Raw genomic sequence first — 27,000 nt, forward strand, 5'->3', positions numbered from 1 at the left:
GAATGGCCCGCGTGAAGACTCGCGTTGCAGTACTCGGCAGCACCGGATCCATCGGGACACAGGCGTTGGAGATCATCGCGGAGAACCCCGACGCGTTCGAGCTCGTCGGCATCTCCGTCCACGGCTCGAAGCCGGACCTCCTCCTCGAGCAGGTCCGGCGGTTCGGCCTGGCCGCGGAGAACGTCGCCGTCGCCAGTGAACGGACGGCGGAGGAGATCGACCGGCAGCTCGGCGGCCGGACGATCCGCGGCACGGACTCCGCCCGGGACCTCGTGGAGTCCGTGGAGGCGGACGTCGTCCTCAACGCCCTCGTCGGGTCCCTGGGGCTCGACGCGACGCTGGCGACGCTCGGCACCGGCGCCCGCCTCGCCCTGGCGAACAAGGAGTCCCTCGTCGCCGGCGGCCGCCTCGTGACCGACGCCGCGGCGGAGGGGCAGCTCGTCCCCGTCGACTCGGAGCACTCCGCCATCGCGCAGTGCCTCCGCTCCGGCGCCCACGACGAGGTCGCGTCGCTCATCCTCACGGCGAGCGGCGGCCCGTTCCGCGGCTGGACCCGCGAACAGCTCGAACCGGTGACGCCGCTCCAGGCGGCGCACCACCCGACGTGGTCGATGGGCCAGATGAACACCCTCAACTCCGCGACGATGGTGAACAAGGGGCTCGAGCTCATCGAGGCGGCGATCCTCTTCGACGTCCCGGCCGACCGGATCGAGGTCACGGTCCACCCGCAGTCGATCGTGCACTCCATGGTCACGTTCACCGACGGGGCGACGATCGCCCAGGCGTCCCCGCCGTCGATGCGGCTGCCGATCAGCCTCGCGCTCGCCTGGCCGCACCGCGTGCCCGGGGCGCAGACCCCGCTCGACGTCACCACGGCGTCGACCTGGGAGTTCGAGCCGCTCGACGACGAGGTCTTCCCGGCGGTCCGGCTCGCCCGCGCGGCCGTCGCCGCCGGGGGGTCGATGCCGGCGGTCTACAACGCGGCGAACGAGGAGGCGGCCGTCGAGTTCCTCGCCGGGGCCCTCCCGTTCCCCCGGATCGTCGACACCGTCGAGGCCGTCCTCGAGGCGTGCCCGCACCTGGACGCGGCGCCGCGGGACATGGCGGACGTCGTCGAGGCCGAGCGGGAGGCCCGCGCGGTCGCCCACGAGAGGATGGCCCCGTGGCTTTCGCACTAGGTGTCGTCCTCTTCGTCATCGGCATCGCGGTGACGATCGGTCTCCACGAGGCCGGTCACATGCAGGTCGCCCGCTGGTGCGGGATGCGGGTCCGCCGGTTCTTCATCGGCTTCGGGCCGACCGTGTGGTCCTTCCGCCGGGGCGGGACGGAGTACGGGCTCAAGGCGGTCCCGGTCGGCGGGTTCTGCGACATCGCCGGGATGACCACGCTCGACCCCGTCACGGCCGACGAACTCCCGGACGCGATGTACGGCCGCCCGTGGTGGCAGCGGGTCTGTGTCCTCGTCGCCGGGGTCGTCGTCAACGTGCTCCTCGGTCTCGTCATCGTCTACGCCGTCGCGGTGGTCTGGGGTCTGCCGAACCCGTCGCCGGACATCCGGCCGGTGGTGGGGAGGACGACATGCGTCCCCGTGACCCTCGCCGACGCGACGGCGGCGTCGTCCGCGGCCGCGTCCGGGGGGACGGCCGGGTGCACGGGGGCCGGCCCCGCGGCGGAGTCCGGCGTCCGCGCCGGCGACCGGTTCGTGCGCATCGACGGGCGGGACACCCCGCAGTTCGGTGACGTGTCGGCGGCCGTCGCCGCGGCCGCGGAGGGGCACACGGACGTCGGGTCGACGGTGCGCGTGCCCGCGACCGTGGAGCGTGACGGGCGGCGGACGGACATCACCCTGTCGGTGCTCGTCGTCGAGCGCGCGGCGTCGTCGGGGGCGTCGTCGACCTCCGGAGCCCCCGGCCCGGGCGGCACGGTGACCACCGGGGCGATCGGCGTCGTCCGGGCCACCCCGGAGAACCTCACCCTCCACTACAACCCGGTGACCGCCGTCGGCGGGACCGCGTCGTTCACGGGCACGATGGTCTCGCAGACGGTCTCCGGGATCATCAGCCTGCCCGCGCGGTTCCCGGGGGTCGTGGAGTCGATCTTCGGCGGCCAGCGCGCGACGGACAGCCCGATGAGCGTGGTCGGGGCGTCGCGGGCCGGCGGCGAGCTCGTCCAGCACGACCAGTGGCAGGCCTTCGCCCTCACCCTCGCGAGCCTGAACTTCTTCCTCGCCGGGCTCAACCTCGTGCCGTTGCCGCCGCTCGACGGCGGGCACGCGGTGGTCGTCCTGTGGGAGCGGCTCCGGGACGCCGTCCGGCGCCGGCGGGGGCTGCCCCCGGGCGGGCCGGCCGACTACCGGCGGCTCATGCCCGTGACGTACGTCGCGGCGGGGCTGCTCCTCGTCTTCGGTGTGACGGTCATCGTCGCCGACGTCGTCAACCCGGTGCGGCTCTTCCCGTAGCGCGCCCCGTCCGGCCCGTCGACCGGGGCAGGTTCGCCGGGGGTCGCCGCCACGGGTACGCTCGTCGTGGTACATGCCTGTGCGCGTGCGTCGCCGTGACGCGGCGGCCCGCGCGCAGGTGGCGGAAGACAGTGAGAAGAGGATGGACGACACCCATGTCTGGTATCTCGCTCGGTATGCCCGACGCGCCCCTGCCGACCCTGGCACCGCGGCGGAAGACCAGGAACTTCATGGTCGGCGACGTCGGGGTGGGCAGTGACCACCCCATCTCGGTGCAGTCGATGACGACGACGAAGACCCACGACGTCAACGCCACGCTCCAGCAGATCGCGCAGCTCACGGCCTCCGGATGCGACATCGTCCGCGTGGCCTGCCCGAAGACCGTCGACGCCGAGGCCCTGCCGATCATCGCGTCGAAGAGCCCGATCCCGGTCATCGCGGACATCCACTTCCAGCCGAAGTACATCTTCGCCGCGATCGAGGCGGGCTGCGCGGCGGTCCGTGTGAACCCGGGCAACATCAAGGAGTTCGACGGCCGGGTCAAGGAGGTCGCGAAGGCCGCCGGGGACGCGGGGATCCCGATCCGCATCGGCGTCAACGCGGGCTCGCTCGACCGGCGGATCATGGAGAAGTACGGCCGTGCCACGCCGGAGGCCCTCGTGGAGTCGGCGCTGTGGGAGGCCAGCCTCTTCGAGGAGCACGGTTTCGGCGACATCAAGATCTCCGTCAAGCACAACGACCCCGTCGTCATGGTCGAGGCCTACCGGCAGCTCGCCGCCCGGTGCGACTACCCGCTGCACCTCGGTGTCACGGAGGCCGGCCCGGCGTTCCAGGGCACGGTGAAGTCCGCGGTGGCCTTCGGCGCCCTGCTGTCGGAGGGCATCGGCGACACGATCCGCGTGTCCCTGTCCGCGGACCCCAAGGAGGAGGTCAAGGTCGGGGACCAGATCCTCCAGAGCCTCAACCTGCGGCCGCGGAAGCTCGAGATCGTGTCCTGCCCGTCGTGCGGTCGCGCCCAGGTGGACGTGTACACGCTCGCCGAGGAGGTCACCGCCGGCCTCGAGGGCATGGAGGTGCCGCTGCGCGTCGCCGTCATGGGGTGCGTCGTCAACGGCCCCGGTGAGGCCCGGGACGCCGATCTCGGCGTGGCCTCCGGCAACGGCAAGGGGCAGATCTTCGTCAAGGGTGAGGTCATCAAGACCGTGCCGGAGGACCAGATCGTCGAGACCCTCATCGAGGAGGCCATGCGCCTCGCGGAGGACATGGATCTCGACGACGACGCCCCCGCGGGGGCACCGCAGGTGAAGGTCACGTCGTAGGGGGCGACCGGACCGGGGAGGGGGCCCGGGGCCGGCCGCGACCCGCCCGCCGCGGGGTGCCGGGCGGCCGGGCACACCGGCCCGCACCGGGGCGGAGGTCCGCGGAGACCGGGGCTGACCTGGGGCTGGCCCGGGGCACCGTGCACGTGTCGTTCACGGGGGACCGCACACGCACTGCTAAGTTCGACCGCATGTCATCCGAGCACGATCGACGCCGTCGCGGGGTGGCGGCCGCGGTCCTCGCCGCCGTGCTGTTCGCCCTGGCCGCCTGCACCCCCAGACCCGACGTGGCCGACGACGCCGCGCGGGCGTTCCTCGACGCCCTCGCCTCCCACAACGACGAGGAGGCCGGGCGGAAGACCGACGCCGCCGCCGCGGCGACGAAGGCCCTGTCGCGGACGTGGGAGAAGCTCCAGGCGGAGAGCGTGGCCGTCGACCTGCGGTCCGTGCGGATGGACGGGTCCCGGGACACGGTCGCGACGGCGACGTACCACCTCGACTGGTCGCTGCCGGGCGACCGGCACCTGGCGTACGACTCGTCGATGACCCTGACGAAGTCCGGCACGGCGTGGACCGTGCGCTGGCAGCCGACGGTCCTCCACCCCGCCCTCGGCGCGGACCAGCACCTCGAGCTCCGCAGCGTCCCCGCGCGGACCGCGGACGTCGTCGGCTCGGACGGTGCGGTGCTGCTCACCCCGGGGACCGCCGACCGCGTCCTCGTCGACACCCGTCGGTCCCGGGACCTCCGGGCGACCCTCACGGCCGTCGCCGACGCCCTCGCCACCGCCCACGGCGACGACCCGGCGGTGCCGACGGCCGACCCGGGGAAGGCCTACGACGACGCGCGGTCGGTCACGGGGACGTACTCGGTCGCGATGGTGCCCGCCGGGCAGGCGGACCGCGTCGCCGAGGCCCTCCGCGACGACCCCTCGGTGACGCTCAACGAGGAACCGGTCATGGTGCGCCCCGACCCGGGGTTCGCCCCGGACATCATGAGCCGGGTGAACTCCATCGTCTCCGACGAGCTCGTCGGGCGGAACGGGTGGGAGATCGACGCCGTCAACGCCAACGGGGCCCCGGTGACCCGCATCGAGACCCACCAGCCCGAACCCGCCCCCGCCGTCGGCGTGAGCCTGAGCAAGCGCGTCCAGGACGCGGCCCAGCAGGCCGTCGACACGCGCAGTGACGCGAAGGCGATGATGGTCGTCATGCGCCCGAGCACCGGGGAGATCCTCGCGGTCGCACAGACCCCGAAGGCCGACGAGGACGGCGACGTCGCGCTGTCCGGCCAGTACCCGCCCGGGTCGACGTTCAAGATCATCACCGCGTCGGCCGGGGTGCAGCACCAGGGCCTCGAGGCCGGTTCGTCCGTCCAGTGCCCGGGGACGCAGGACATCGGCGGGCGCATCGTGACGAACTACAACACCTTCTCCCTCGGCACGACGACGCTGGAGAACGCCTTCGCGAAGTCGTGCAACACGACCTTCGCGTCGATCTCCTCCCAGTTGGAGCCCGGTCAGCTCAAGGACACCGCGCGGCAGTTCGGTCTCGGGCGGGACTACGACATCCCGGGGCTCACCACGGTCACCGGGGACGTGCCGGTCGGGGACACACTGCTCGACCGCACGGAGGCGGGCTACGGGCAGGGCCTCGACCTCGTCAGCCCGTTCGGCATGGCGCTCGTCGCGTCGTCGGTCGCCGCGGGTCGGGTGCCGACGCCCACGCTCATCGACGACGGCCACCACGGCACCGAGGCGAAGGGGGCCGACGCCCCGCCGCTCGACCCGGGCACGCTCGACAACCTCCGGCAGATGATGCGGGCGGTCGTGACGAACGGGTCGGGCTCGGCGATCGCCGGGGCGGGCGAGGTCTACGGCAAGACCGGTGAGGCGGAGATCAACGGCGGGTCCCACGCGTGGTTCGCCGGGTACCGGGGTGACCTCGCGTTCGCGACCCTCATCGTGCTCGGCGGGGGATCGGAGCACTCCGTGGCGGTGACGAAGGACTTCTTCGCCCGGCTCGACGAGGCCGGTGGTCCGGAGGGCAGCCCCGGCAGCCCCGGCTAGGGTCGACCGGCAGCCCCGGCTAGGGTCGACCGGCGGCCACGGCCGGGGCCCGCGACGGCGCCGGCCACACCGACCGGTCGCCCCGCCCGGGACCCAGCGGCTGAGCCGCGGCGGAGGACTGCCGGCTCCGGACGGGCGGCCCGGGGGCCCGGGGTAGGGTGGAGGACCATGACCAGAGCACCCTTGACCCCCGGGAGGCCGACCCCGGTCCGCCACGTCCCGGACGACATCGAACGCCCCGAGTACGCCTGGAAGGACAGCGTCCGGGAGAACGTGGGGGAGCCGTGGGTCCAGACCCCGGAGACGATCGAGGCGATGCGCGGGACCTCCCGCATCGCCGCCGACGCCCTCGCCGCGGCGGGGGCCGCGGTCCGCCCGGGTGTGACCACCGACGAGATCGACCGGGTGGCCCACGAGTACATGTGCGACCACGGGGCGTACCCGTCGACGCTCGGCTACCGGCACTTCCCCAAGTCCTGCTGCGTGAGCCTCAACGAGATCATCTGCCACGGCATCCCGGACTCCACCGTCATCGAGGACGGTGACATCGTCAACATCGACGTCACCGCGTACCGCGACGGCGTCCACGGCGACACGAACGCCACGTTCCTCGCCGGCGACGTGTCCGAGGAGCACCGGCTGCTCGTCGAACGGACCCACGAGGCGACGTGGCGCGCGATCCGCGCGGTGAAGCCCGGGCGGGAGATCAACGTCATCGGCCGGGTCATCGAGTCCTACGCCCGGCGCTTCGGCTACTCCGTCGTCCGGGACTTCACCGGCCACGGGGTGGGCCCGACGTTCCACAACGGGCTCGTCGTACTCCACCACGACGAGCCGTCGGCGCGGACCGTGCTCGAGCCGGGCATGACGCTGACGATCGAGCCGATGATCAACATCGGGTCCCTCGACTACGAGATCTGGGACGACAACTGGACGGTGCAGACCACCGACCGGAAGTGGACCGCGCAGTTCGAGCACACGCTCGTCGTCACCGACGACGGCTGCGACGTGCTCACGCGCCGCGAGGGGGAGTAGCCCGGCGGCGGTCACGCGACCCGGGTGGGGGTCGGGTCCGTCCGGGGACCCCGGTGTCGGGGTGGGCCGCCCCGGGGACCCCGACGCGGGGGTCTTCCGCCCCGGGGACCCCGACGCGGGGGTCTTCCGCCCCGGGGTTCCGGTGCGGGGGCGGGGTCAGTCCGTGAACTCGAGGCCGAGCAGGGCGTTCTCCAGCAGCTCGGTGAGGGCGGGGTGCGGCCAGTACTGACCGCGGGCGAGCTCGGTGAGGTCGAGGTCGAACACGATCGCGGTGACCATGAGCTGGATGAGCGTCGCCGCCTGCGGCCCCATGATGTGCGCGCCGAGGAGACGACGCGTCGAGCTGTCGGCGATGAGCTTGCAGAAGCCCGTCGTGTCCTCCATGGCCCAGCCGTAGGCGACGTCGCTGTACTCCTGGACCTTGAGCGTCACCGGACGACCGGAGGCGCGGGCCTCCTCCTCGGTCATCCCGACGTACGCGATCTGCGGGTGGGTGAAGATCCCGCCCGGCACGGCGTCGTGGTTGAAGGGGCGGAGGTCGTCCGGGTGGAGGAGGTTGTGGGCGACGGCCCGGGCCTCGGCGTTGGCGACGTGCTTGAGCTCGTACGGGGACGAGGCGTCGCCGAGGGACCACACGCCCTCGGCGGTCGTCCGGCCGTACCCGTCGACGACGATCCGGTTGTCGTCGCGGAGCTCCACCCCGCCGCGGGCGGCGTCGAGCGTGTCGCCGTTCGGGACCCGACCCATCGCCACGAGCAGTTCCTCCGAGGCGACCTCGGTGCCGTCGTCGAGGGTGACGACGACGAGGTCGCGGCCGTCGCGGGTCTCCTCCCGGGCCGCGGAGACCGTGCGGCCGAGGTGGTTCGTCCACTGTTCGGCGGCGCACGCGGTGAAGCGCTCACTGACCGTGGCGTCCCGACCGCGGAGGAGGACCGGGGAGCGGTTGACGAGCGTGACGTCGACCCCGAAGGCGCTGAAGACGGCGGCGAACTCGACGGCGATGATCCCGCCGCCGAGGATCGTCATCGTGCGCGGCAGCCGGTCCATGCGCATGACGTCGACGTTGGTGCGGTAGCGCACCCCGGAGTCGGCGATGACGTCGGGGATGCGGCTGCGCCCGCCCGTGGCGAGGACGATCTGGTCGGCGGTGACCGTCTCCCCGTTGACCTCGAGGGTCCGCTCACCGGTGAACCGGGCCTCCCCGTCGTAGAAGGTGATGTTCGGGGTCTCGTCGCCGGCGCGGTACGCGCGGCCCGCCTCGGAGATCGGGTCGATGCGGCGCCCGAAGACCCGCTCCTTGAGCGCGTCCCAGTCGACCTCGCCGCCGCTGGCGGAGATCCCGTAGCGGCCGGCCTCGTGGATCTCCCGGGCGACGTCGGCGGTGTAGACGTACATCTTCGTGGGGATGCACCCGACGTTGATGCACGTCCCGCCGAACACACCCTTCTCGATGATCGCGACGGACTTGTCGTCGAACTCCGGGCCGGGGATCGAGTTCCCCGATCCGGTGCCGACGATGACGAGGTCGTAATGGGTGGCCACAGGTGTCTCCTTGGGTCGAGTACTGGATCGGGGCAGGCCGGTCACCGTGCCCCGGCTGCCGGGGGCTGCCGGACCGTCGGGTGCAACCCGGGCCCGCGGGCGGTCATTCCCGTGGACCGGGGTCCGGCCCCCACCGGGGGTGGGTCCGGTCCCGGTCACCACGCCCGACCGGGCGGCGACGGGGGGACGCCGGTCCCCGGCCCGGAGGCCGTCCCCGATCCTAGCCACGCCCGGGAGGGTCCGCGGGGTGGTCGGTGGTGGAGCCGGGGTGGTCGGCGGCGGGGTCCCCGGGGCGGTCGGCGGCCGCGTGGCCGGCCGGGGCCTCGCGGTCGAGGAAGTCGTCGAGGATCCGGAGGGCGTCCCGGCGGACCGGCGCCCGGGACAGGAAGACGTCGTGCATCGCGCCGTCGATCGTCGCGACCTCGGTGTCCGGGTCCACGAGGTGCGCCGCGGCGCGCATCTGCGACGGGCGGAGGATGAGGTCGGCGGAGAAGGAGCGTTCGTCGAGGCGCGGGGAGAAGTGGTGCGTCCGGGAGCACAGGAGCAGCGTCGGCAGCCCCGTCCCGCCGCCGCCGGCCTGGAGGGTCGCGATGTCCCGGGCGACGCCGGTGAGCCAGCTGACCTTCTTCGGGCGCGCGACGAGCGGCTTCAGGCGCAGGTCGTAGTCCCACTCGCCGGCCTCGGAGACGTGGAGGGTGCGGCCGTAGACGGGGTTCACCCCGCCCGGGATCGTCGCGTCCGGTGCGACGGCGGCGACGAGCGGGAGGACGTGCCGGATGACGGCGTTCGTCGGCGCGCCGAACTGGAGGTCGAGCCACGGGCTGTTCAGGACGACCGCCCGGATGAGCCCGTGGAGCCGACGCCGCGGGGCGTCCCCCGCGTGCAGGCGGGAGACGAACATCGTGACGTCGAGCCCGCCGGTGGAGTGCCCCACGAGGACGACCGGACCGTGCGTCGCGGACACCGTCGCGACCGCGATGGAGAGGTCCTCGTCGTACATCCCCTGCGCGGAGACGTGGTGCCAGGTCTGGCCCCGCCGCCAGCTGCGGCCGCACTTCCGGAGGTCCACCGCGTACACGGCCCGGCCCCGCGCGTGGAGGTGTTCGGCGACGTGGCGCTGGAAGAAGTAGTCGGTCATGCCGTGGACGAAAATCACCGCCGGTCGGGCCGCCCACTCCGCGTCGGTGACGCCCTCGGGGCGGTAGCGGACGAGGGTGGACACGACGGGGGTCTCGCCGTCGGGGTCCGGGCCGAGGTCGACGGTGGTGCAGGTGAATCCGTCGCCGAGGATGTCCGGGACGAAGGGGAGGGTCTCGACGCTGCGGCCGTGCGGGTCAGCGAGCACGTCGGCCAGGGTCAGGCGCGTGGTCGGGTCCGGTGTACTCACACCCGGGATGATAGCCGTGACGGGCGGGGTGCGGGCGGGGGACCGGCCGGGCGTAGGATGGCTGTGTTGTGGGTGAGCGGCAGTGGGTTCCTGGCCCGGGTGAGTCGCACGTCACACAGAGCCACAGCACACGAAGAAGGCACAGAAACCAGCCCACCACGAGCTAGGTCTGCACAGCACGACAACGACGAAGGATTGAAACACACGTGTCCACATCAGGTTCAGCCCCGAAGGCCACAGACCACGTCGACGTGGCTCTGATCGGTGCCGGCGTCATCTCCACCACACTGTCCGTCATGCTGAAGGAGCTCCAGCCGGAGTGGAGTCAGCTCATCATCGAGGCCCTCGACACCCCGGGTGCGGAGTCCTCCTCCCCGTGGAACAACGCGGGCACCGGCCACTCCGCCCTCTGCGAGCTCAACTACACGCCCGAGGTCAACGGCAAGATCGACATCTCCAAGGCCGTCGGCGTCAACGAGAAGTTCCAGGTCTCCCGCCAGTTCTGGAGCTACCTCGTCGAGAACGGCCGCCTCGGCGACCCCTCCGAGTTCATCAACCCGATCCCCCACGTGTCCTTCGGGCGCGGCATGGAGCAGGTCGACTACCTCCGGGCCCGCTACGAGGCACTGAGCGCCCACCCGCTGTTCCCCGGCATGGAGTTCAGCGACAGCGAGGAGACGTTCTCCGAGCACCTCCCGCTCATGGCCGAGGGCCGGGACTTCACGACCCCCGTGGCGATCAGCTGGACGAAGGAGGGCACCGACATCAACTACGGCGCCCTCACCCGCCAGTACATCGACGCCGTCACCGCCGAGGGCGTCGAGGTCCGCTACGGGACGCGCGTCACCGACATCACCCGTGACGGCTCCGGGTGGAAGCTCACCTCGAAGAACCTCCACACCGGGGACCACAGCGTCGTCCGCGCCAACTTCGTCTTCGTCGGCGCCGGCGGCATGGCCCTGCCCCTGCTCCAGAAGTCCGGCATCCCGGAGATCAAGGGCTACGGTGGGTTCCCCGTCTCCGGCCAGTGGCTCCGCTGCACCAACGAGGAGCTCATCGCCCGGCACGACGCGAAGGTCTACGGCAAGGCCTCCGTCGGCGCCCCGCCGATGTCCGTCCCCCACCTCGACACCCGCGTCATCGACGGCAAGCGCGGCCTGCTGTTCGGCCCGTACGCCGGCTGGTCCCCGAAGTTCCTCAAGACCGGCAGCTACCTGGACCTCTTCAAGTCCCTGCGACCGGGGAACCTCGCGTCCTTCGTCGGCGTCGGCATCCAGGAGCTCGGCCTCACGAAGTACCTCGTCGAGGAGGTCCTCAAGGACCAGGCCGCGCGCGTCGAGTCCCTGCGCGAGTACGTGCCGGAGGCCCGGTCGGAGGACTGGGAGCTCATCGTCGCCGGCCAGCGCGTGCAGGTCATCAAGCCGATCGGTGCCCCGAAGTTCGGGTCGCTGGAGTTCGGCACGGCGCTCATCAACTCCAACGACGGCTCCATCGCCGGCCTCATGGGCGCGTCCCCGGGGGCGTCCATCGCGCCGTCGGCGATGATCGAGGTCCTCGAGCGGTGCTTCGGGTCGCGGATGGGCGAGTGGGCCCCGAAGCTCCGGGAGATGGTGCCGTCCTACGGGCGTCGGCTCGCCAAGGACACGGACCTCTTCCGCGAGCAGTGGGACCGGTCCCAGAAGTCGCTCAAGCTCGAGCGCTGAGCACCCTCCGGGCGGGCGGCGGCGACCCCCGCCCGGCAGCGGTGACCCCGCGGCCCGCCGTCAGGCGACGAGTGCGGGCCGCCCGGTGGTGTCGAGGACGCCGTCGACCATCGTGACCTCACGGTCCGCCCGGTCGGCGGCGTCCCTGTCGTGGGTGACCAGGAGCGTGGCGACGTGCTCCTCCCGCACGACGTCGCAGATGAGGTCCATGACCGTCGCCGTCGCCGCGCTGTCCAGGGCCGACGTCGGCTCGTCGACGAGCAGCAGGGCCGGGGCCGTCATGAGCGCGCGGGCGAGGTTCACCCGCTGCCGCTGACCGCCGGACAGCGCACCGACCCGGCGGTCGCGGGCGGAGGCCAGGCCCATGCGGTCGAGGAGGTGCTCCGCCCGCTCGCGGGTCGCGCGGCGGCGCCGACGCCCCGCGGGGGTGAGGGACTCGAGGGGGTGGGCGAGGTGGTCCATGGCCGTGAGCTGCTCGACGGCGGTGAGGGAGGACACGAGGTTGGGCTGCTGGAAGACGATGCCGATGTCCTCCCGGCGGACCCGGCCGAGCTCCCGGTCGCTGAGGGCGGTGAGGTCCCGGTCGCGGAGCCGGACGTGCCCGCTGTCCGGGCGGATGAGCGTCGCCGCGACGGCGAGGAGGGAGGACTTGCCCGACCCGGACGGGCCGGTGAGGGCGACCAGTTCACCGTCGGTGAGGGTGAGCGACACGTGGTCGCAGGCGGTGACGCGGTCCGTGCCGTCGGGGAAGGTGAGCGTGACGTCGTCGAGGACGAGCGTCGGGGTCGCCCCGGCCGGGGTGGTGGGGCGGGTCGTGGCGGTGGAGGTGGTCGTGGTCATGGGGGGTCCTTCCGGTGGTGGGGGTGTCAGGTGCGGGTTCGGGATGGGTCTGGGGCGGGTCCGGGGCGGTCCGGGGAGGGGTCAGGTGGGCGACGAGGTGTGCGGTGGGCGGGGGCGGCGGCGCCGGGGTCACGACGGCACCACCCCGCGGTCTCAGCGCTGTCCGCCCATCGCGGCCAGCGGGGAGGTCCGGCCGACGTACCCCAGCGCGCCGGTGACCCCGAGGACACCGAGCACGGTGAGGGCGAGCGCCGGCAGGACGGTCGTCCCGGCGGTGGCGACGAAGGGCACGCCGTCGCCGATGAACGCCGCCGCGGTGAGGGTGAGGGCGAGGCCCACGCCGACGCCGACGACGAGCACGATGAGCGCCTGGCCGAGCGCGTCGCGCATGAGCGACCACGTCGACGCACCGAGGGCCTTCAGCGTGGCGATGTCCGGCAGCCGCTGGATCGTCCACACGGTGAAGAAGGCGCCGGTGACGAGCGCGGCGATGACCATGAGCATGACGTTGACGATCAGGAGCGTCGTGTGCTCCGCCGAGTAGGAGGCCATCGTGTCCGGCAGGTCGGCGGTCGTCGTCGCGGTGAGGGCCGGGCCCGCGGGGGAGGCGGTGGTGCCGTCGGCGGCGGCGGAGGCGTCCCTCACGGTGGCGTCGGCGTCGAGCCCCGAGACGACCGTCGCCGTGCCGTCGGTGTCCGCCCAGTTCACCCACACCACCTGCTGGTGGCTGTACCAGTCGTCGGGGGTGGTCCCGCTCACCGTCGCCTCGCGCCCGGCGACGGTGACGGTGTCGCCGACCCGGGCGGTCCCGTCGGGCACCACGACGTGCCCCGGGGCCGGGCGCGGTGCCTGCCGTCCGCCGACCTCCCCGGCGGCCCCGCCGGTGACGGCGGCGGTGATGACGCCGGTGTCCCCGAAGGAGCCGCGCCCGAGGTGCAGGGCGGTCGGGGCGTCGTCGCCGGCCCGGGTCGGGTCCGTGCCGAGGATCCGGTCGACCTCCGGGGCCGGGATGACCGACCGGTCGATGCTGTCACCGGCGATGACCGCCTGCCCGGTGAACCGGTCGAGGACGGCGGTGTTGCGGTGGGCCAGCCCCCCGGTCAACCCGGAGAGGAAGCTCACGAGGAGCGCGGTCATCGCCACGGTGACGGTGATGAGGATGAACCGCCCCCTGGCTGAGCGGATGTCCCTGAGTCCGACGAACATCGGTGGTGTCCCTTCCCGTGGGGTGCCCCGTCCCCGGGGTCCCACGCTGTGTCTGTGTCACTGCCTGTCTGGTGACCATTCAACGTCACCGCAGGTCACAGCCACATCGTCCGGGAGGGTGGACCTCATGACCACCTTTCGGTTGAGGCCGGCACCACCGCCCGGAGGGCACGTCCTAGACTCGGTGGGCATGACCCTCAGACTGACCGGCGTCCGTGTCCTCGTCCCCGACGGCCCCGGGGCGGCGGTCGCCGCGGAGCTCATGCGGGAGGCCGGGGCCGAGCCCGTCGTCGTCGGGTTCGACGCCGTCCCCCCGGCCGGGCACCCCGGACCGCCCCCGGGGCCGGACGTCGCCGTGGGCCTCGTGCACGTGCCGGCCGGGACCGCGGACGGGTCGGCGGAGGCGGCGTGCGCGTGGGCCGCGGCGCGCGGCTGCCCGGTGGACGACCGCCGGGGCCGGGCGCGGGCGGACCGTGGTGATGGCGGGGGCGGGGTCGGCCGCGTGACGCTGGTCGGGGGAGGACCGGGCGATCCGGGGCTCATGACCGTCGCGGGGGCACGCGCGGTCGCGGAGGCGGACGTCGTCCTCACCGACCACCTCGGGCCCGTCGACCTCGCCGCGGAGGCCGCCGCTCGCGGGGCGGAGGTCGTCGACGTCGCGAAGATCCCCTACGGCCGCCAGGTCGCCCAGGAGCGGATCAACGAGCTCATGGTCGAGCGGGCACGCGCGGGACTCCGCGTGGTCCGGCTCAAGGGCGGGGACCCGTTCGTCTTCGGGCGCGGGTTCGAGGAGGTCCGGGCGTGCGAGGCCGCCGGGGTGCCCGTCACCGTCGTGCCCGGGGTGACCTCGGCGACGGCCGCGCCGGCCCTCGCCGGACTGTCGCTCACGCACCGCGGGCTGAACCACGACCTCACCGTCGTGTCGGGCCACGTCCCGCCGGGGCACCCCCGGTCACTCGTGGACTGGGGCGCGGTCGCGGCGATGCGGGGGACGACCGTGCTCATCATGGCCGTGCGCAACGCGCGGGCCATCGCCGCCGAGCTCGTCGACCGTGGGATGGACGCCGCGACGCCGGCGGTCGTCGTCGAGAACGCGTCGACGGAGGGGGAGCGCGTGACGGAGTCGACGCTCGCCCGGCTCGGGGACGACATGGACGCCGCCGGGGTCCGGTCGCCGGCGGTCATCGTCGTCGGCGCCGCCGCCGGGGAGCGGGCCGTCCCCGCGGACGCGCGGTCCGGGGGACTCAGCCGGCCGGGACGGTGAGCGTCACCGACGCCGGGCCGCTGACCTCGGCGTCGAACCCGGCGTCCCGGAACCGCGGGGTCCCGCGCAGGACGTCCGCGAGGGCCTCCGCCGTCGCCGTCCCCTCCGGGTCGTCCGGGAGCTCCTCCTCCCGCAGCGCGAGTTCGCGGGCGACGAGCCCCTTGTAGTGCTTGTTGAAGTGGCTGACGACCTTCCGGGACCCGTCCGGGTACCGGGACTCCACCCGCAGGGTCACCGCCCCGGGCACGGGGCCGAGCGCGTGGTAGGCCCCCGACCGGAGGTCGACGACCGCACCGTTGTCCCCGCGGGCGCGCCGTTCGTCCCGCCACCCGGTGAGGGCGTCGGTGAGCTCGCGGCCTCACACGGAGCGCACGGTCACCGTCCCCGCGTCGCCGGCGGCTCCCGTCCGGGCGCGGCCGGTGCCGGTCGACGCGTCGCCGGCGGCCTCCGCCGGGACCCGGGCCCCGCCGCTGAGCCGGTAGGCGGGCACGGGGTCGTCCGCCCCGACGACGCCCCACAGCGCCGACCCGACGGCGAGCCGGCGGCGGGCGCCGGGCGGGAGGGTCGCCGCGTCGAGCGCGTCGAAGGCGACCCCCGTGTACCGGTCGAGGGCGGGGGTCGTCGGTGACGACGTCAGCGCCGCGTTGAGGTCCAGGGCGGCGGCCATCGTCGGCCGCAGGCCGAGGGCGGCGAGGGCGTCCGCCCGCCCCGCCTCCGACGTCGCCGAACACAGGGTGCGGAGCGACTCGACGAGGCGCCGGCGGACCGGCGTGAGGGACGGCAGCATCAGGCTGTCGAGGGCGAGCGGCGGCCCCTCGCCGCCGGTGCGTTTGGTCTCCGACGGGGGCAGGATGACGAGCATGGGGACCACGATATCCGGCCCTCCCGGGATGACGTAAGCTACCTGCCATGATCACCCGGATGTCCACGCTCTTCCTCCGCACGCTGCGTGAGGATCCAGCTGACGCTGAAGTCCCCAGCCACCGTCTCCTCGTCCGTGCGGGCTACGTCCGTCGTGCCGCCCCCGGCATCTACAGCTGGCTCCCGCTGGGGCTCAGGGTGCTCCGGCGCGTCGAGGCCGTCGTCCGCGAGGAGATGACCGCCATCGGGGCCCAGGAGATCCAGTTCCCGGCCCTCCTGCCGCGGGAACCCTACGAGGTGTCGAACCGGTGGACCGAGTACGGGGACTCCCTGTTCCGGCTCACCGACCGTAAGCACGGCGACTACCTCCTCGGCCCGACGCACGAGGAGATGTTCACCTCGCTGGTGAAGAGCGAGTACTCCTCGTACAAGGACTTCCCGGTCATCCTCTACCAGGTGCAGACGAAGTACCGCGACGAGGAACGCCCCCGGGCCGGCATCCTCCGGGGCCGGGAGTTCATCATGAAGGACTCCTACAGCTTCAACATGGACGACGCCGGGCTCGAGGAGTCCTACCGGCTCCACCGGCGGGCGTACCGGCGGATCTTCGACCGGCTCGGCGTCGAGTACGTCATCTGCGCGGCGACCTCGGGTGCGATGGGCGGCAGCGCCTCGGAGGAGTTCCTCGCCGTCGCGGAGAACGGCGAGGACACCTTCGTCCGGGCGACCGGCGGCGACTACGCGGCGAACGTCGAGGCCGTGGTCACCCCCCGGCCCGAGGCCCGGCCCGTCGACGACCGCCCGGCCGCGCTGGAGCACGACACCCCGGACGCCGCGACGATCGACGGGCTCGTCGCCTGGGCCCGCGGGGCCGGGATCACCGTCGACGGGCGCGAGGTCGAGGCCGCGGACACGCTGAAGTGCGTCGTCATCGGGGTCACCCGCCCCGGGGAGGAGCGGCAGCTCACCTGCGTCGTCCTCCCGGGCGACCGTGGGGTGGACATGAAGCGCGTCGAGGCGGCGCTCGCCCCGGCCGAGGTCGAGCTCGCCACGGAGGAGGACTTCCGGGACAACGCCTTCCTCGTCAAGGGGTACATCGGCCCGCGGGGCCTCGCCGCCCACGGGGTGCCGGTGCTCGCGGACCCGCGGGTCGTGGAGGGGACGACCTGGATCGCGGGCGCCGACGCGCGCGAGCGTCACGTCGTCAACCTCGTCGTCGGCCGGGACTTCACCCCGGACGGGGTCATCGAGGCCGCCGAGGTCCGGGAGGGCGACCCCGCGCCGGACGGGCAGGGCGAGCTCACCCTGGCCCGCGGCATCGAGATCGGGCACATCTTCCAGCTCGGGAGGAAGTACACGGAGGCCTTCGGGGTGTCGATCCTCGACGAGTCCGGGAAGCGGTCGGTGCCGACGATGGGCTCGTACGGCATCGGGGTCTCCCGTCTCGTCGCGGTCCTCGCGGAGCAGTGGCACGACGAGCGTGGCCTGCGGTGGCCCGCGGCGGTCGCGCCGTTCGACGCCCACGTCGTCATCGCGAACAAGGACGCGGAGGCGAACGAGGCCGCGGTGCGGCTCGCCGAGGACCTGTCCAACCAGGGTCTCGAGGTGCTGCTCGACGACCGGCCGAAGATCGGGCCGGGCGTGAAGTTCAAGGACTCCGAGCTGCTGGGGATGCCCGTGGTCGTCGTCGTCGGCCGGGGCTGGGCCGACGGGCTCGTCGAGGTCCGCAACCGGCTCACGGGGGAGACCGTCGAGGTGCGCTACACGGAGGCCGTCGAGACGGTCGTCGCGCTGGCGTCCGCGCCGGCCACCGAGGCCTGACGGCCGGTCCGGGGGGACCGGGCGACCGGGGCCGGGGAGCCGGCGAGAAGGGGGTACTGCGGACCGGGGGCGGGGGCACCGGGGCCCGGGAGTGGACCCGGCGTCACTCCCCGCGGACGGCGGGCGGGGGCGTCCCCGGGGACTCGAGGGCGGCCTCGTTGCGGGCGCTCACGGCGCACCAGCGGGCGACCCGGCCCCGGTCCGCCGGTTCGAGCGTGGGCACCGCGCGGCGCAGTTCGACCGTCACGGCGTGGACGGCCCGGCGCATGAGGTCCGTCGCGTCCCCGGGCCCCGTCGGGTCGGTGGCCCCCTCCGGCAGCCGGTACCCGGCGGGTGGGGTCGCGGACCGGTCGGCGTCCCCCGCCCCGGCGGCACCGACGGCCGGGGAGCCGGGGGCGGGGGTGCGCCACACGGCGTCGCGCAGGGCCCGCATCGCCGTCGCCGCGCCGGTGACGGCCGCCCGGCCTGCCCCGGCGACCGGCAACGCGAGCCCCGAGGCGTAGACGGCGGCGAGGCAGCGGTCGAGGACCTCCCCGAGCTCGTCCCGGGCCGCGTCGCTCAGCCGGCCCGGCGCGTCGGAGGAGCCGTCGCGCATCGCGGCGACCGTCGGGCGTCCCGAGACCGGTGCGAGCGCGGCGACCAGTCCGGTGAGCAGGCGGGCCTGCTCGGCGGTGACGGTGTCCGCCGTCGACCCGCGGCGGGTGACCCCGGCGTCACCGGGCGTGGAGGCGACGAGGGCGAGCATGCGCTCCTGGAACGCGGCGGCGGCCTCGGCGGACGAGCCCGGGGCGGGGGTGCCCGTGTCACCGGCGCCGCCCGCGCCGCCGCCGTCGCCGGTGCACGAGTCCGGGGTGGCCCCGGACCGGTCGGTCCCGCACTGGCGTGACACCTCGCCGCGGACGGCCGCGGCCTGGGCGGCGAGGAGGTCGCCGAGTGTGACGTCGCCCGCGGCGCGGCGGTCGCGGGCGGTGGCGGCGAGGTCGTCGGCGAGACGGCGCAGCCGGTCGTTCGGGGTCGGGGCGGGGGAGTCGCAGGCCGCGGCGCCGAGGCCGACGACCGCGAGACCGGCGACCCCGGCCCCGGCGAGCAGCACGCTGCGGCGGGGGACGACGGGGGTGGTCGCGGCGTCCCGGTTCCCGTCGTCCCGGTCGGCGGCCCCGGGGCCGGGGCGGTCGGGTCCGCTGCCGGCGGCGGCGGGGGTGGTGGGACCGGCGGGACCGGTCGGGTCGGTGGTGTCGGCGTCGTCCTGCACGCGTCCATAGTGCCAAATCGCCCGGTGTTACTGTTCACGGCATGGCATTCCCCACTGAACAGGATCTCCGGAGTTACCTCGAACCCCTGGCCGCGGAGGCCGGGGCGGACGTCGAGTACGTCACCGTGACCAGGGCGGGGGCGAAGTCCGCCGTGCGGGTGGCCGTCGACGGCGACCCCCGTCCCGACCTCGACCGGCTGGAGGAGCTCAGCCACCGGGTGTCCGAGGCGTTCGACGCCGCGGAGGAGCGCGGGGACCTGTCCTTCGGTCCGGGGTACACGCTCGAGGTGACGACGCCCGGGGTCGACATGCCGCTGACACAGCTGCGCCACTGGCGGCGGAACGTCGGTCGGCTCGTGGCCCTCCCGCAGGGCGGGGGCACGGTGCGGGTCGCCGGGGTCGCCGAGGGGGAGGACGGCCCGGTCCACCTCATCCTCCCGGGCGGGAAGGGGACGCCGCCGCGCGTCGTCGCGCGGGGATTGGCGGACGTCGCCGGCGCGGTGGTAGAAGTTGAGTTCTCCGGGGCACCGGCGGCGGAGCGCGAGCTCATCGGCCGCGGCCCCGACGACGTTGACGCAGCGCAGCCGGAGGACAACAAGTGAAGATCGACATGAGCGCGCTCACCGCGCTCCGGGACCAGGAGTCGGTCCCGGTGGAGGGGATGGTCCGTGCCATCACCGGCGGCCTGTTGCAGGCGTACCGGGACCAGACGGGCTACGAGGGGCGCGCCGAGGTCGAGATCGACAGGCTCGACGGCACCGTCCGCGTGTTCCGCATCGAGACCGACGGGGACGGGGAGGTCACCGGGCGCATCGAGGACACCCCGGAGGACTTCGGCCGGTCCGCCGCGCTCGTCGTCCGGGACGCCGTCCGCGGGCAGATCCGCTCCGCCCGGACGGACCGCACCTACGGGGAGTACGCCCACCTCGAGAACACCGTCGTCTCCGGCGTCGTGAGCCGGGACGTCCGCGCCAACGAGCGCGGCATGACCGTCGTCCACCTCGGCACCGAGGCCGACGGGCACGACGGCATGATCCTCACCGCCGAGCAGATCCCGGGGGAGACCCTCGAGCACGGCCAGCGGGTCAAGTCCTACGTCACCGGGGTGACGAAGACGCCGCGCAGCGTCCAGATCAACCTCTCCCGGACCCACCCGGAGCTCGTCCGCGGCCTGTTCGCGCTCGAGGTCCCCGAGGTCGCCGACGGGTCGGTCGACATCGTGTCCGTCGCCCGTGAGGCGGGGCACCGGACGAAGATCGCCGTGCGGTCGACCGTCCGGGGGCTCAACGCGAAGGGTGCCTGCATCGGCCCGCGCGGGCAGCGGGTGTCGAACATCATGGAGGAGCTCGGCGGGGAGAAGATCGACATCATCGACTACGCCGACGCCCCGGAGCGGTACGTCGGCAACGCCCTCGCCCCGGCGAAGGTCGTCACCGTCGTCGTCACCGACCCCGACCTCCAGGTCGCCCGCGCCGTCGTGCCGGACCACCAGCTCTCCCTCGCGATCGGCAAGGAGGGGCAGAACGCGCGCCTCGCCGCCCGGCTCACGGGCTGGCGGATCGACATCCGCCCGGAGAGCGACCCCGAGGCCGTCGAGATCACCGCCGGGCGACCGGTGCAGCCCGCCCCCGGGCAGGATCCGCTCGACGCCTGAGCGGCGCGGGGGCCGGGGCGGCGGGGGTGGGTGACGGAGCCGGAACCGGTTACCGGTTCGGGCTGCGGACGGGTTAGACTGTTCGGTGGTCTGTTGCTCAGTTGGGAGGTGTGGCGCGTGACGTCATCCTCCCGCGACGCCCGAATGCGGACCTGCATCGCAACGAGGCAGGTCCTGCCGGAGAAGGTCCTTCTCCGGTGCGTGGCGTCGCACCGCCCCGACGGCACCGTCGTGATCCTCCCGGATCCGCGGCGACGGTCGCCCGGACGTGGAGCCTGGATCAGTCCGACCGTGGACGCCTGGGAGACAGCCGTCTCCCGCCGCGCGTTCAGCCGGGCGCTGAGGGTTCCCGCGGACGCAGACCCGGGGCCGGTACGTGACTACATCGGCCACATCGGCCGTGACCATCCGCGACAAGCAGAAAGAACCGAACACTGATGAGCGCACGATGAAGCAGCATCAGCAATGAGTGTCACAACGACATGGAGTCGCACGTAGCCGAGGACTTCCCGGCCTGCGGCTCCGCATCAACGAAGGAGAGTAGTGCCCGGAAAGCTACGTGTACACGAGCTCGCGAAGGAACTCGGCGTCACCAGTAAGGAACTTCTCGCCACGCTCAAGGAGCAGGGCGAGTTCGTCAAGACGGCATCCTCGACCGTGGAACCCCCGGTCGTGAAGAAGATGAAGCGTTTCTACGGCGTCGGGGACTCCGGCCAGCAGGGCGGTCAGGCACAGCCGACCCCCGGCGGCCAGCCGAAGCCGCACCCGGCGAGCGGCGGGACCGGCGGGCCGAAGCCCGGCCCGGCCGGCGGTCGTCGACCCACCCCCGGACCCGCCGCAGCGGCGGGCCGGGGCGGGTCCCCGGCATCCCAGACCGCACGCCCCGGTGGGCGTCCCGCCGGCGCGAAGGCCGCCGGTGGCCCGAACCCGGCCGACCTCGCCCAGCGGGGGACGCAGGGCCAGCCGACCCAGCAGTCCACCCCGGCGGCACAGCCGCAGCAGGGTGGAGCCCGTCCGGGTCCGGCCCGGCAGGGCGGCACCCCCGGTGCCCGTCCCGGCGCCGAGCAGGCCCCGCGTCCCGGTGCGACCCCGGGTGCCCGGCCGGGCCCGAAGCCCGGTCAGGCCCAGCCGGCCGCCGAGCGTCCCGCGTCCCCGCGTGACGCCGCGCCGAAGCCGGGTCCGAAGCCCGGCCCGAAGCCGGGGCAGCGCGCCCCGCGCGTCGCGAACAACCCGTTCTCCTCGAACACCGAGCGTCCCCCGCGGCCGCGTGGCGGCCAGGCCGGGTCCTCGGACATGCCCCGCCCGGGCGGCGGTCCCCGTCCGGGGCCGCGCCCCGGCGGCACCGGTGGCGCGAAGCCGGGTGCCCGTGGCGGCGAGCGTCAGGGCGGCGGCAAGCGGCCGAGCCCGGCGATGATGCCGAACCACCCGAGCCCGGGGGCCATGCCCTCGAAGTCGGCGAACAGCTTTGGCGGCGGCCGTGGGCGCGGTGGCGGACCCGGTGGCCCGGGTGGCCCCGGCGGTCCGGGCGGCCCCCGTGGCGGTCGTGGCGGACGTCGCGGCGGTACCGCGGGTGCCTTCGGGCGCCCGGGTGGCGCCCCGCGGCGTGGCCGGAAGTCGAAGCGGCAGAAGCGGCACGAGTACGAGGCGATGCAGGCACCGAGCGTCGTCGGCGGCGTCAAGCTGCCGAACGGCCGCGGTGCGAGCATCCGTCTCGCCCGTGGTGCCTCCCTGTCCGACTTCGCGGACAAGATCGACGCCGATGCGGCCGCTCTCGTCCAGGCGCTGTTCAACCTCGGTGAGATGGTCACCGCGACCCAGTCCGTGTCCGACGAGACGCTCAAGCTCCTCGGCGAGGAGATGGACTACAAGGTCGAGGTCGTCTCCCCGGAGGACGAGGACCGCGAGCTGCTCGAGTCCTTCGACCTGCAGTTCGGCGAGAACGAGGGCACCGAGGACGATCTCGCGAAGCGTCCCCCGGTGGTCACCGTCATGGGCCACGTCGACCACGGCAAGACCCGCCTGCTGGACTCCATCCGCAAGGCGAACGTCGGTGGCGACGAGGCCGGTGGCATCACGCAGCACATCGGTGCCTACCAGGTCCCGGTCGAGTTCGACGGCCGTGAGCGGCTCGTGACGTTCCTCGACACCCCGGGCCACGAGGCGTTCACCGCCATGCGTGCCCGTGGTGCGAAGTCGACGGACATCGCGATCCTCGTGGTCGCGGCCGACGACGGCGTCATGCCGCAGACGGTCGAGGCGATCAACCACGCCAAGGCCGCCGACGTGCCGATCGTCGTCGCGGTGAACAAGATCGACAAGGAGGGCGCGTCCCCGGAGAAGATCCGCGGCCAGCTCACCGAGTACGGTCTCGTGCCCGAGGAGTACGGCGGCGACACGATGTTCGTCGACATCTCCGCGAAGCAGGGGACCAACATCGACGAGCTGCTCGAGGCCGTGCTCCTCACGGCCGACGCCGCCCTCGACCTCCGCGCGAACCCGGACATGGACGCCCAGGGTGTCGCCATCGAGGCGCACCTCGACCGCGGCCGCGGCCCGGTCGCGACGGTCATCGTCCAGCGCGGTACCCTCCGCGTCGGTGACTCGGTCGTCGCCGGTGACGCCCACGGCCGTGTCCGTCGCATGATCGACGAGCACGGGCAGGACGTCACCGAGGCGGGCCCGTCCCGCCCGGTGCAGGTGCTCGGTCTCACGAGTGTCTGCGGCGCCGGCGACAACCTCCTCGTCGTCGACGACGACCGCACGGCCCGGCAGATCGCGGACCAGCGCAACGCACGGCGTCGCAACGCCCTGCTCACGCGCTCCCGCAAGCGGATCAGCCTCGAGGACCTGGACGACGTGCTCAAGGAGACGAGCACGCTCAACCTCATCCTCAAGGGTGACAACGCCGGTACCGTGGAGGCCCTCGAGGACGCCCTGCTCCAGATCGAGGTGGACGACGAGGTCTCGCTCAACATCATCGACCGTGGTGTCGGTGCCGTGACCGAGACGAACGTCAACCTCGCCGCCGCGTCGGACGCCGTCATCATCGGCTTCAACGTCCGCGCCGAGGGCAAGGCCACCGAGGTCGCCAACGCCGAGGGCGTCGACATCCGGTACTACTCGGTCATCTACCGCGCGATCGAGGAGATCGAGCAGGCCCTCAAGGGCATGCTCAAGCCGGTCTTCGAGGAGCGCGAGGTCGGTACCGCCGAGATCCGCCAGCTGTTCAAGGCGTCCTCCGTCGGCCTCATCGCCGGCTGCATGGTCGAGACCGGCAAGGTCCGCCGGAACGCCACGATCCGGCTCGTGCGGGACGGCAACGTCATCGTCGAGAAGGCGAAGATCGAGTCCCTGCGGCGTGAGAAGGACGACGTCACAGAGGTCTCGGCCGGCTACGAGTGCGGTATGGTCCTGTCCTACCCGGACATCAACGTCGGTGACGTCATCCACGTCTACGAGGAGGTCGAGGTCCCCGCGACTGACCACCCGTGACCGACGGTCACCGTCAGACACCACCCCGCCGCCCCGACCCCAGAGGTCGGTGGTCCGGCGGGGTGGCCGTCGTTCCGGGCCCGGGGACCGGACAGTAGGATGGTGACGCGCACCGGGCCCCGCCCGGGTCACCGCGGTTCCGCCGCACGTCCCGGTCGTCCTCCGGCGCATGACGGCCGCCCGGACCGGTCCCGGCAGGGGCCGTCCACGCTGCCGCCCCACCCGGGGCGCGCCGCACCGGGCCCGTCAGTTCCCCCGTCCCACCCCAGGCCCCCGACGGGGCCGTGTCCACGGAAGAGGTCTGCCATGGTTGACCACGCTCGGGCCGCCCGCATGGCCAAGCGCATCATGACCATCGTCGCCACCGCGATCGAGCACGAGATCAAGGACCGGCGCATGGAGTTCGTCACCGTCACGGACTGCCGGGTCACCGGCGACCTCCACGACGCCACCGTGTTCTACACCGTCCGCGGTGCCACCATCGACGAGGAGCCGGACACGGCCCTCGCCGCCGACGCCCTGGCCAGCGCCCGGGGCCAGCTGCGCAAGATCGTCGGCGACCAGCTCAGCGTCCGGTTCACCCCGACGCTGAGCTTCGAGCTCGACACCGTCCCCGCCGCGTCGGCCCACATGGAGGAGCTGCTCGCGAAGGCCCGGGCGATGGACGAGGAGCTCCGGCAGCGTTCGGCCGGGGCCACCCCGGCGGGCGACCCGGACCCGTACCGGACGCCCGACGACGACTCCGACGGCACGGACGGCACCGCCGCCGACGGCACGGACCGGAACGGCGGGGCCCGCGGCTGATGCCGGAGGTCCGCGCCGGAACCCGTGAGATCCTCGGGCTCGCGTGGCCCGCGCTCATCGTCCTCGCCGCGACGCCGCTGTACCTGCTGTGGGACACCGCGGTCGTCGGGCGGCTCGGGGCCGTCGACCTCGCCGCACTCGCGGCGGGTGCGACGGTGCTCGCCCAGGTGACGACGCAGCTGACGTTCCTGTCCTACGGGACGACCGCCCGGTCGGCACGCCGGTTCGGCGCGGGTGACCGCACCGGCGCGGTGTACGAGGGCGTCCAGGCGACGTGGGTCGCCCTCGGTGTCGGCGTCGTCCTCGCCGTCGTCGTCGGGGTCGCCGCCCCGTGGATCTGCCGGGTGCTCACGGGGGATGCGGCGGTCGCGGCCGACGCCACGCGGTGGCTGCGCGTCGTCTCCGTGGCCGTCGTCCCCGCCCTCGTGACGATGGCGGGCAACGGCTGGCTCCGGGGGACCGCGGACACCCGCCGGCCGTTGTACTTCACCCTCGTGGGCGTCGTGCCGATGGCGGTCATCGTCCCGGTCGCCGTCGCCCGGGTCGGGCTCGTCGGGTCCGCGTACGCGACCGTCACCGGCGAGACGCTGACGGCCCTGTGCTTCCTCGGCGCGCTCGTCGTCAACTGGCGGCGGCACGGGGACGGCCGCCCGGTCCGGCCGCAGTGGTCGGTCATCGGGCCGCAGCTCGTGCTCGGCCGCGACCTCATCGTCCGGTCGCTGTCCTTCCAGGTCGCGTTCGTGTCGGCGGCGGCGGTGGCGGGGCGGATCGGCCCGGCGGCGCTCGCGGCCCACCAGGTGATGCTCCAGCTGTGGAACTTCCTCAGCCTCGTGCTCGACTCGGTCGCGGTGGCCGCCCAGGCGCTCGTCGGTGCGGCGCTGGGCTCGGGTTCGGCCCGGGCGGCGCGGTCGGTGGGGGCGACGGTGCTGCGCTTCTCGACGGTGGCGGGCGTGGTGCTCGCGGCGCTCCTCGCCGCGGGGCACACGGTCGTCCCCGCGCTGTTCACGACGGACGCGGACGTGCTCGCGACGATGGCCGTCCCGTGGTGGCTGCTCGTCGTCCTCGCCCTCGTCGGCGGGGTCGTCTTCGCCCTCGACGGGGTCCTCCTCGGGGCGTCGGACGTCGCGTTCCTCCGCAACGCCACGGTGGTGTCCGTGGTCGTCGGGTTCATCCCGCTGGTGTGGTTGTCCCTGGCCTTCGACTGGGGGCTCACCGGCGTGTGGTGCGGTCTGCTGGCGTTCCTGTGCCTCCGCCTCGCCGCGGTGCTCGCCCGCTACCGGTCCGGACGCTGGGCCCGCGTCGGCACCGGGACGGGGCACCCCGGGCCCGACCATGCCCCCGACCCGGCCCCCGACGCCGGGACAGACCCGGCCACCGACCCCGCCACCCACCCGGCCACCGACGCCGCCTCCGACCCGGGACCCGCACCCGACGGACGGGGTCGGCCGTGACCGCGGGCCGCACCCTGTGGGCGGTGTCGGACCTGCACGTCGCCGCGCGGGGCAACCGGGAGCTCGTCGACCGGTACGTCCGCCCCACGGCGCCGGGGGACTGGCTCATCGTCGCCGGCGACGTCGCCGAGCGCCCCGGGGACGTCGCCGCGGCGCTGGAGGAGCTCCGCCGCCGGTTCGCGACCGTCATCTGGGTGCCCGGGAACCACGAGCTGTTCGCCCGGGCGGACGACCCGACGCGGGGACGCCGCCGGTACGACCACCTCGTCGACCTCTGCCGCGGCCTCGGGGTGCTCACCCCCGAGGACCCGTACCCGTCCTTCGCCGGCCACACGGTCGCGCCGCTGTTCACGCTCTACGACCACTCGTGGCGGCCGGCCGGGAGCCCGCCGGGGGCGACCGCGGCGGAGGCGGTCGCCGCGGCGGTGGACCGGGGGGTCATGTTCACCGACGAGGTCGCGATCGCCCCGTACGTGGACGTCCCGGCGTGGTGCGCGGACCGGGTCCGCACGACCGTCGGGCGTCTCGCCGCGGTGGCGGGCCCGTCGTCCCCGCCGACGGTGCTGGTCAACCACTGGCCCCTGGTCCGGGAGACGACGCGGCGGCTCGCCGTCCCGGAGGTCGCGTTGTGGTCGGGGACGGAGCACACGCAGGAGTGGGCGCGGCGGTTCCGCGCCGCGGTCGTCGTGCACGGCCACCTCCACATCCCCGTGGAGACGGTCGTCGACGGTGTCCCGCACGTCGAGGTGTCGCTGGGCTACCCCCGGGAGCAGGCGCGGTCGCTCGCCCCGCGGATCGCGGCGGGGCTGTGGCCGTATCCTGTGCTCCGGGAGACGGGACGGTGA

20 protein-coding genes and 1 pseudogene are annotated in these 27,000 nt (G+C 73.8%); 15 read left to right on the top strand and 6 right to left on the bottom strand.

From position 1 onward, the window contains the following. Nucleotides 1–2: 2 nt before the first annotated feature. From dxr to map, 5 genes are all read left to right on the top strand, one after another. Nucleotides 3–1,178 (top strand): 1-deoxy-D-xylulose-5-phosphate reductoisomerase, encoded by a 1,176-nt coding sequence (dxr, locus tag CBOVI_RS04555; RefSeq protein ID WP_029157686.1) that lies wholly within the window; start codon nt 3–5, stop codon nt 1,176–1,178. Then, on the top strand, nt 1,163–2,458 hold the full coding sequence (locus tag CBOVI_RS04560) for a M50 family metallopeptidase (RefSeq protein ID WP_010264776.1): 1,296 nt from the start codon (nt 1,163–1,165) through the stop codon (nt 2,456–2,458). The genes dxr and CBOVI_RS04560 overlap by 16 nt, the downstream gene beginning before the upstream one ends. Before the next feature lie 155 nt (nt 2,459–2,613). Beyond that, nucleotides 2,614–3,777 (top strand): flavodoxin-dependent (E)-4-hydroxy-3-methylbut-2-enyl-diphosphate synthase, encoded by a 1,164-nt coding sequence (ispG, locus tag CBOVI_RS04565; protein WP_125173213.1) that lies wholly within the window; start codon nt 2,614–2,616, stop codon nt 3,775–3,777. 191 nt (nt 3,778–3,968) lie between these two features. Continuing rightward, a complete protein-coding gene (locus CBOVI_RS04570; RefSeq protein ID WP_029157687.1) occupies nt 3,969–5,843 on the top strand; it encodes a penicillin-binding transpeptidase domain-containing protein in 1,875 nt (624 codons plus the stop codon). Between the two features lie 168 nt (nt 5,844–6,011). Further along, on the top strand, nt 6,012–6,878 hold the full coding sequence (gene map, locus CBOVI_RS04575) for a type I methionyl aminopeptidase (protein ID WP_029157685.1): 867 nt from the start codon (nt 6,012–6,014) through the stop codon (nt 6,876–6,878). A gap of 156 nt (nt 6,879–7,034) precedes the next feature. Here map and mtr read toward each other — a convergent pair whose 3' ends face one another. Beyond that, nucleotides 7,035–8,420, bottom strand: coding sequence for a mycothione reductase (gene mtr / locus CBOVI_RS04580; RefSeq protein ID WP_010264765.1), 1,386 nt, complete (start codon nt 8,418–8,420; stop codon nt 7,035–7,037). 220 nt (nt 8,421–8,640) lie between these two features. Beyond that, nucleotides 8,641–9,807 carry an alpha/beta hydrolase gene (locus CBOVI_RS04585; protein ID WP_010264761.1) on the bottom strand — a complete coding sequence of 389 codons (1,167 nt, stop codon included), beginning with the start codon at nt 9,805–9,807 and terminating at the stop codon, nt 8,641–8,643. 206 nt (nt 9,808–10,013) lie between these two features. Between CBOVI_RS04585 and mqo the strand changes: the two genes are divergently transcribed. After that, nucleotides 10,014–11,510, top strand: a complete 1,497-nt coding sequence (gene mqo / locus CBOVI_RS04590; protein ID WP_029157684.1) for a malate dehydrogenase (quinone) — start codon at nt 10,014–10,016, stop codon at nt 11,508–11,510. A gap of 60 nt (nt 11,511–11,570) precedes the next feature. On the opposite strand, the gene CBOVI_RS04595 is transcribed toward mqo, so the two are convergent. Together CBOVI_RS04595 and CBOVI_RS04600 are read right to left on the bottom strand one after the other, a co-directional pair. Further along, nucleotides 11,571–12,350, bottom strand: coding sequence for an ABC transporter ATP-binding protein (locus tag CBOVI_RS04595; protein ID WP_010264755.1), 780 nt, complete (start codon nt 12,348–12,350; stop codon nt 11,571–11,573). Between the two features lie 153 nt (nt 12,351–12,503). Further along, nucleotides 12,504–13,556, bottom strand: coding sequence for an FtsX-like permease family protein (locus CBOVI_RS04600; RefSeq protein ID WP_010264752.1), 1,053 nt, complete (start codon nt 13,554–13,556; stop codon nt 12,504–12,506). Nucleotides 13,557–13,746: 190 nt separating this feature from the next. Here CBOVI_RS04600 and cobA point away from each other — a divergent pair, with 190 nt between their 5' ends. Next, nucleotides 13,747–14,820, top strand: a complete 1,074-nt coding sequence (gene cobA, locus CBOVI_RS04605) for a uroporphyrinogen-III C-methyltransferase (RefSeq protein WP_125187075.1) — start codon at nt 13,747–13,749, stop codon at nt 14,818–14,820. Here the strand turns inward: cobA and CBOVI_RS04610 are convergent. Then, nucleotides 14,801–15,682 (bottom strand): annotated as a pseudogene (locus tag CBOVI_RS04610) (YaaA family protein). The gene cobA and the pseudogene CBOVI_RS04610 overlap by 20 nt on opposite strands. A 47-nt stretch (nt 15,683–15,729) precedes the next feature. Here CBOVI_RS04610 and CBOVI_RS04615 point away from each other — a divergent pair. Continuing rightward, on the top strand, nt 15,730–17,502 hold the full coding sequence (locus tag CBOVI_RS04615; protein ID WP_010266009.1) for a proline--tRNA ligase: 1,773 nt from the start codon (nt 15,730–15,732) through the stop codon (nt 17,500–17,502). A gap of 103 nt (nt 17,503–17,605) precedes the next feature. On the opposite strand, the gene CBOVI_RS04620 is transcribed toward CBOVI_RS04615, so the two are convergent. Continuing rightward, nucleotides 17,606–18,754 (bottom strand): hypothetical protein, encoded by a 1,149-nt coding sequence (locus CBOVI_RS04620; RefSeq protein WP_125187074.1) that lies wholly within the window; start codon nt 18,752–18,754, stop codon nt 17,606–17,608. Between the two features lie 41 nt (nt 18,755–18,795). On the opposite strand from CBOVI_RS04620, the gene rimP reads away from it, so the two are divergent. The 7 genes from rimP (at nt 18,796) to CBOVI_RS04655 (ending at nt 27,000) form a co-directional block, all read left to right on the top strand. Continuing rightward, entirely contained in the window at nt 18,796–19,356 is a 561-nt protein-coding gene (rimP, locus tag CBOVI_RS04625) for a ribosome maturation factor RimP (protein ID WP_010269884.1), read from the top strand. Beyond that, nucleotides 19,353–20,408, top strand: coding sequence for a transcription termination factor NusA (nusA, locus tag CBOVI_RS04630; protein ID WP_010269888.1), 1,056 nt, complete (start codon nt 19,353–19,355; stop codon nt 20,406–20,408). The genes rimP and nusA overlap by 4 nt, the downstream gene beginning before the upstream one ends. Before the next feature lie 144 nt (nt 20,409–20,552). Continuing rightward, nucleotides 20,553–20,846, top strand: coding sequence for a YlxR family protein (locus tag CBOVI_RS04635; protein ID WP_083826050.1), 294 nt, complete (start codon nt 20,553–20,555; stop codon nt 20,844–20,846). Between the two features lie 105 nt (nt 20,847–20,951). Then, nucleotides 20,952–23,900 (top strand): translation initiation factor IF-2, encoded by a 2,949-nt coding sequence (infB, locus tag CBOVI_RS04640; RefSeq protein ID WP_125187073.1) that lies wholly within the window; start codon nt 20,952–20,954, stop codon nt 23,898–23,900. 306 nt (nt 23,901–24,206) lie between these two features. After that, nucleotides 24,207–24,704, top strand: coding sequence for a 30S ribosome-binding factor RbfA (rbfA, locus tag CBOVI_RS04645; protein ID WP_010265439.1), 498 nt, complete (start codon nt 24,207–24,209; stop codon nt 24,702–24,704). Next, complete coding sequence (locus CBOVI_RS04650; RefSeq protein WP_010265440.1) at nt 24,704–26,155, top strand: MATE family efflux transporter; 1,452 nt, start codon at nt 24,704–24,706, stop codon at nt 26,153–26,155. The genes rbfA and CBOVI_RS04650 overlap by 1 nt, the downstream gene beginning before the upstream one ends. Continuing rightward, nucleotides 26,152–27,000, top strand: a complete 849-nt coding sequence (locus CBOVI_RS04655; protein ID WP_010265441.1) for a metallophosphoesterase family protein — start codon at nt 26,152–26,154, stop codon at nt 26,998–27,000. Before CBOVI_RS04650 ends, CBOVI_RS04655 begins: the two co-directional genes overlap by 4 nt.

The organism is Corynebacterium bovis DSM 20582 = CIP 54.80 (genome assembly GCF_030408615.1).
GTDB lineage: Bacteria > Actinomycetota > Actinomycetes > Mycobacteriales > Mycobacteriaceae > Corynebacterium > Corynebacterium bovis.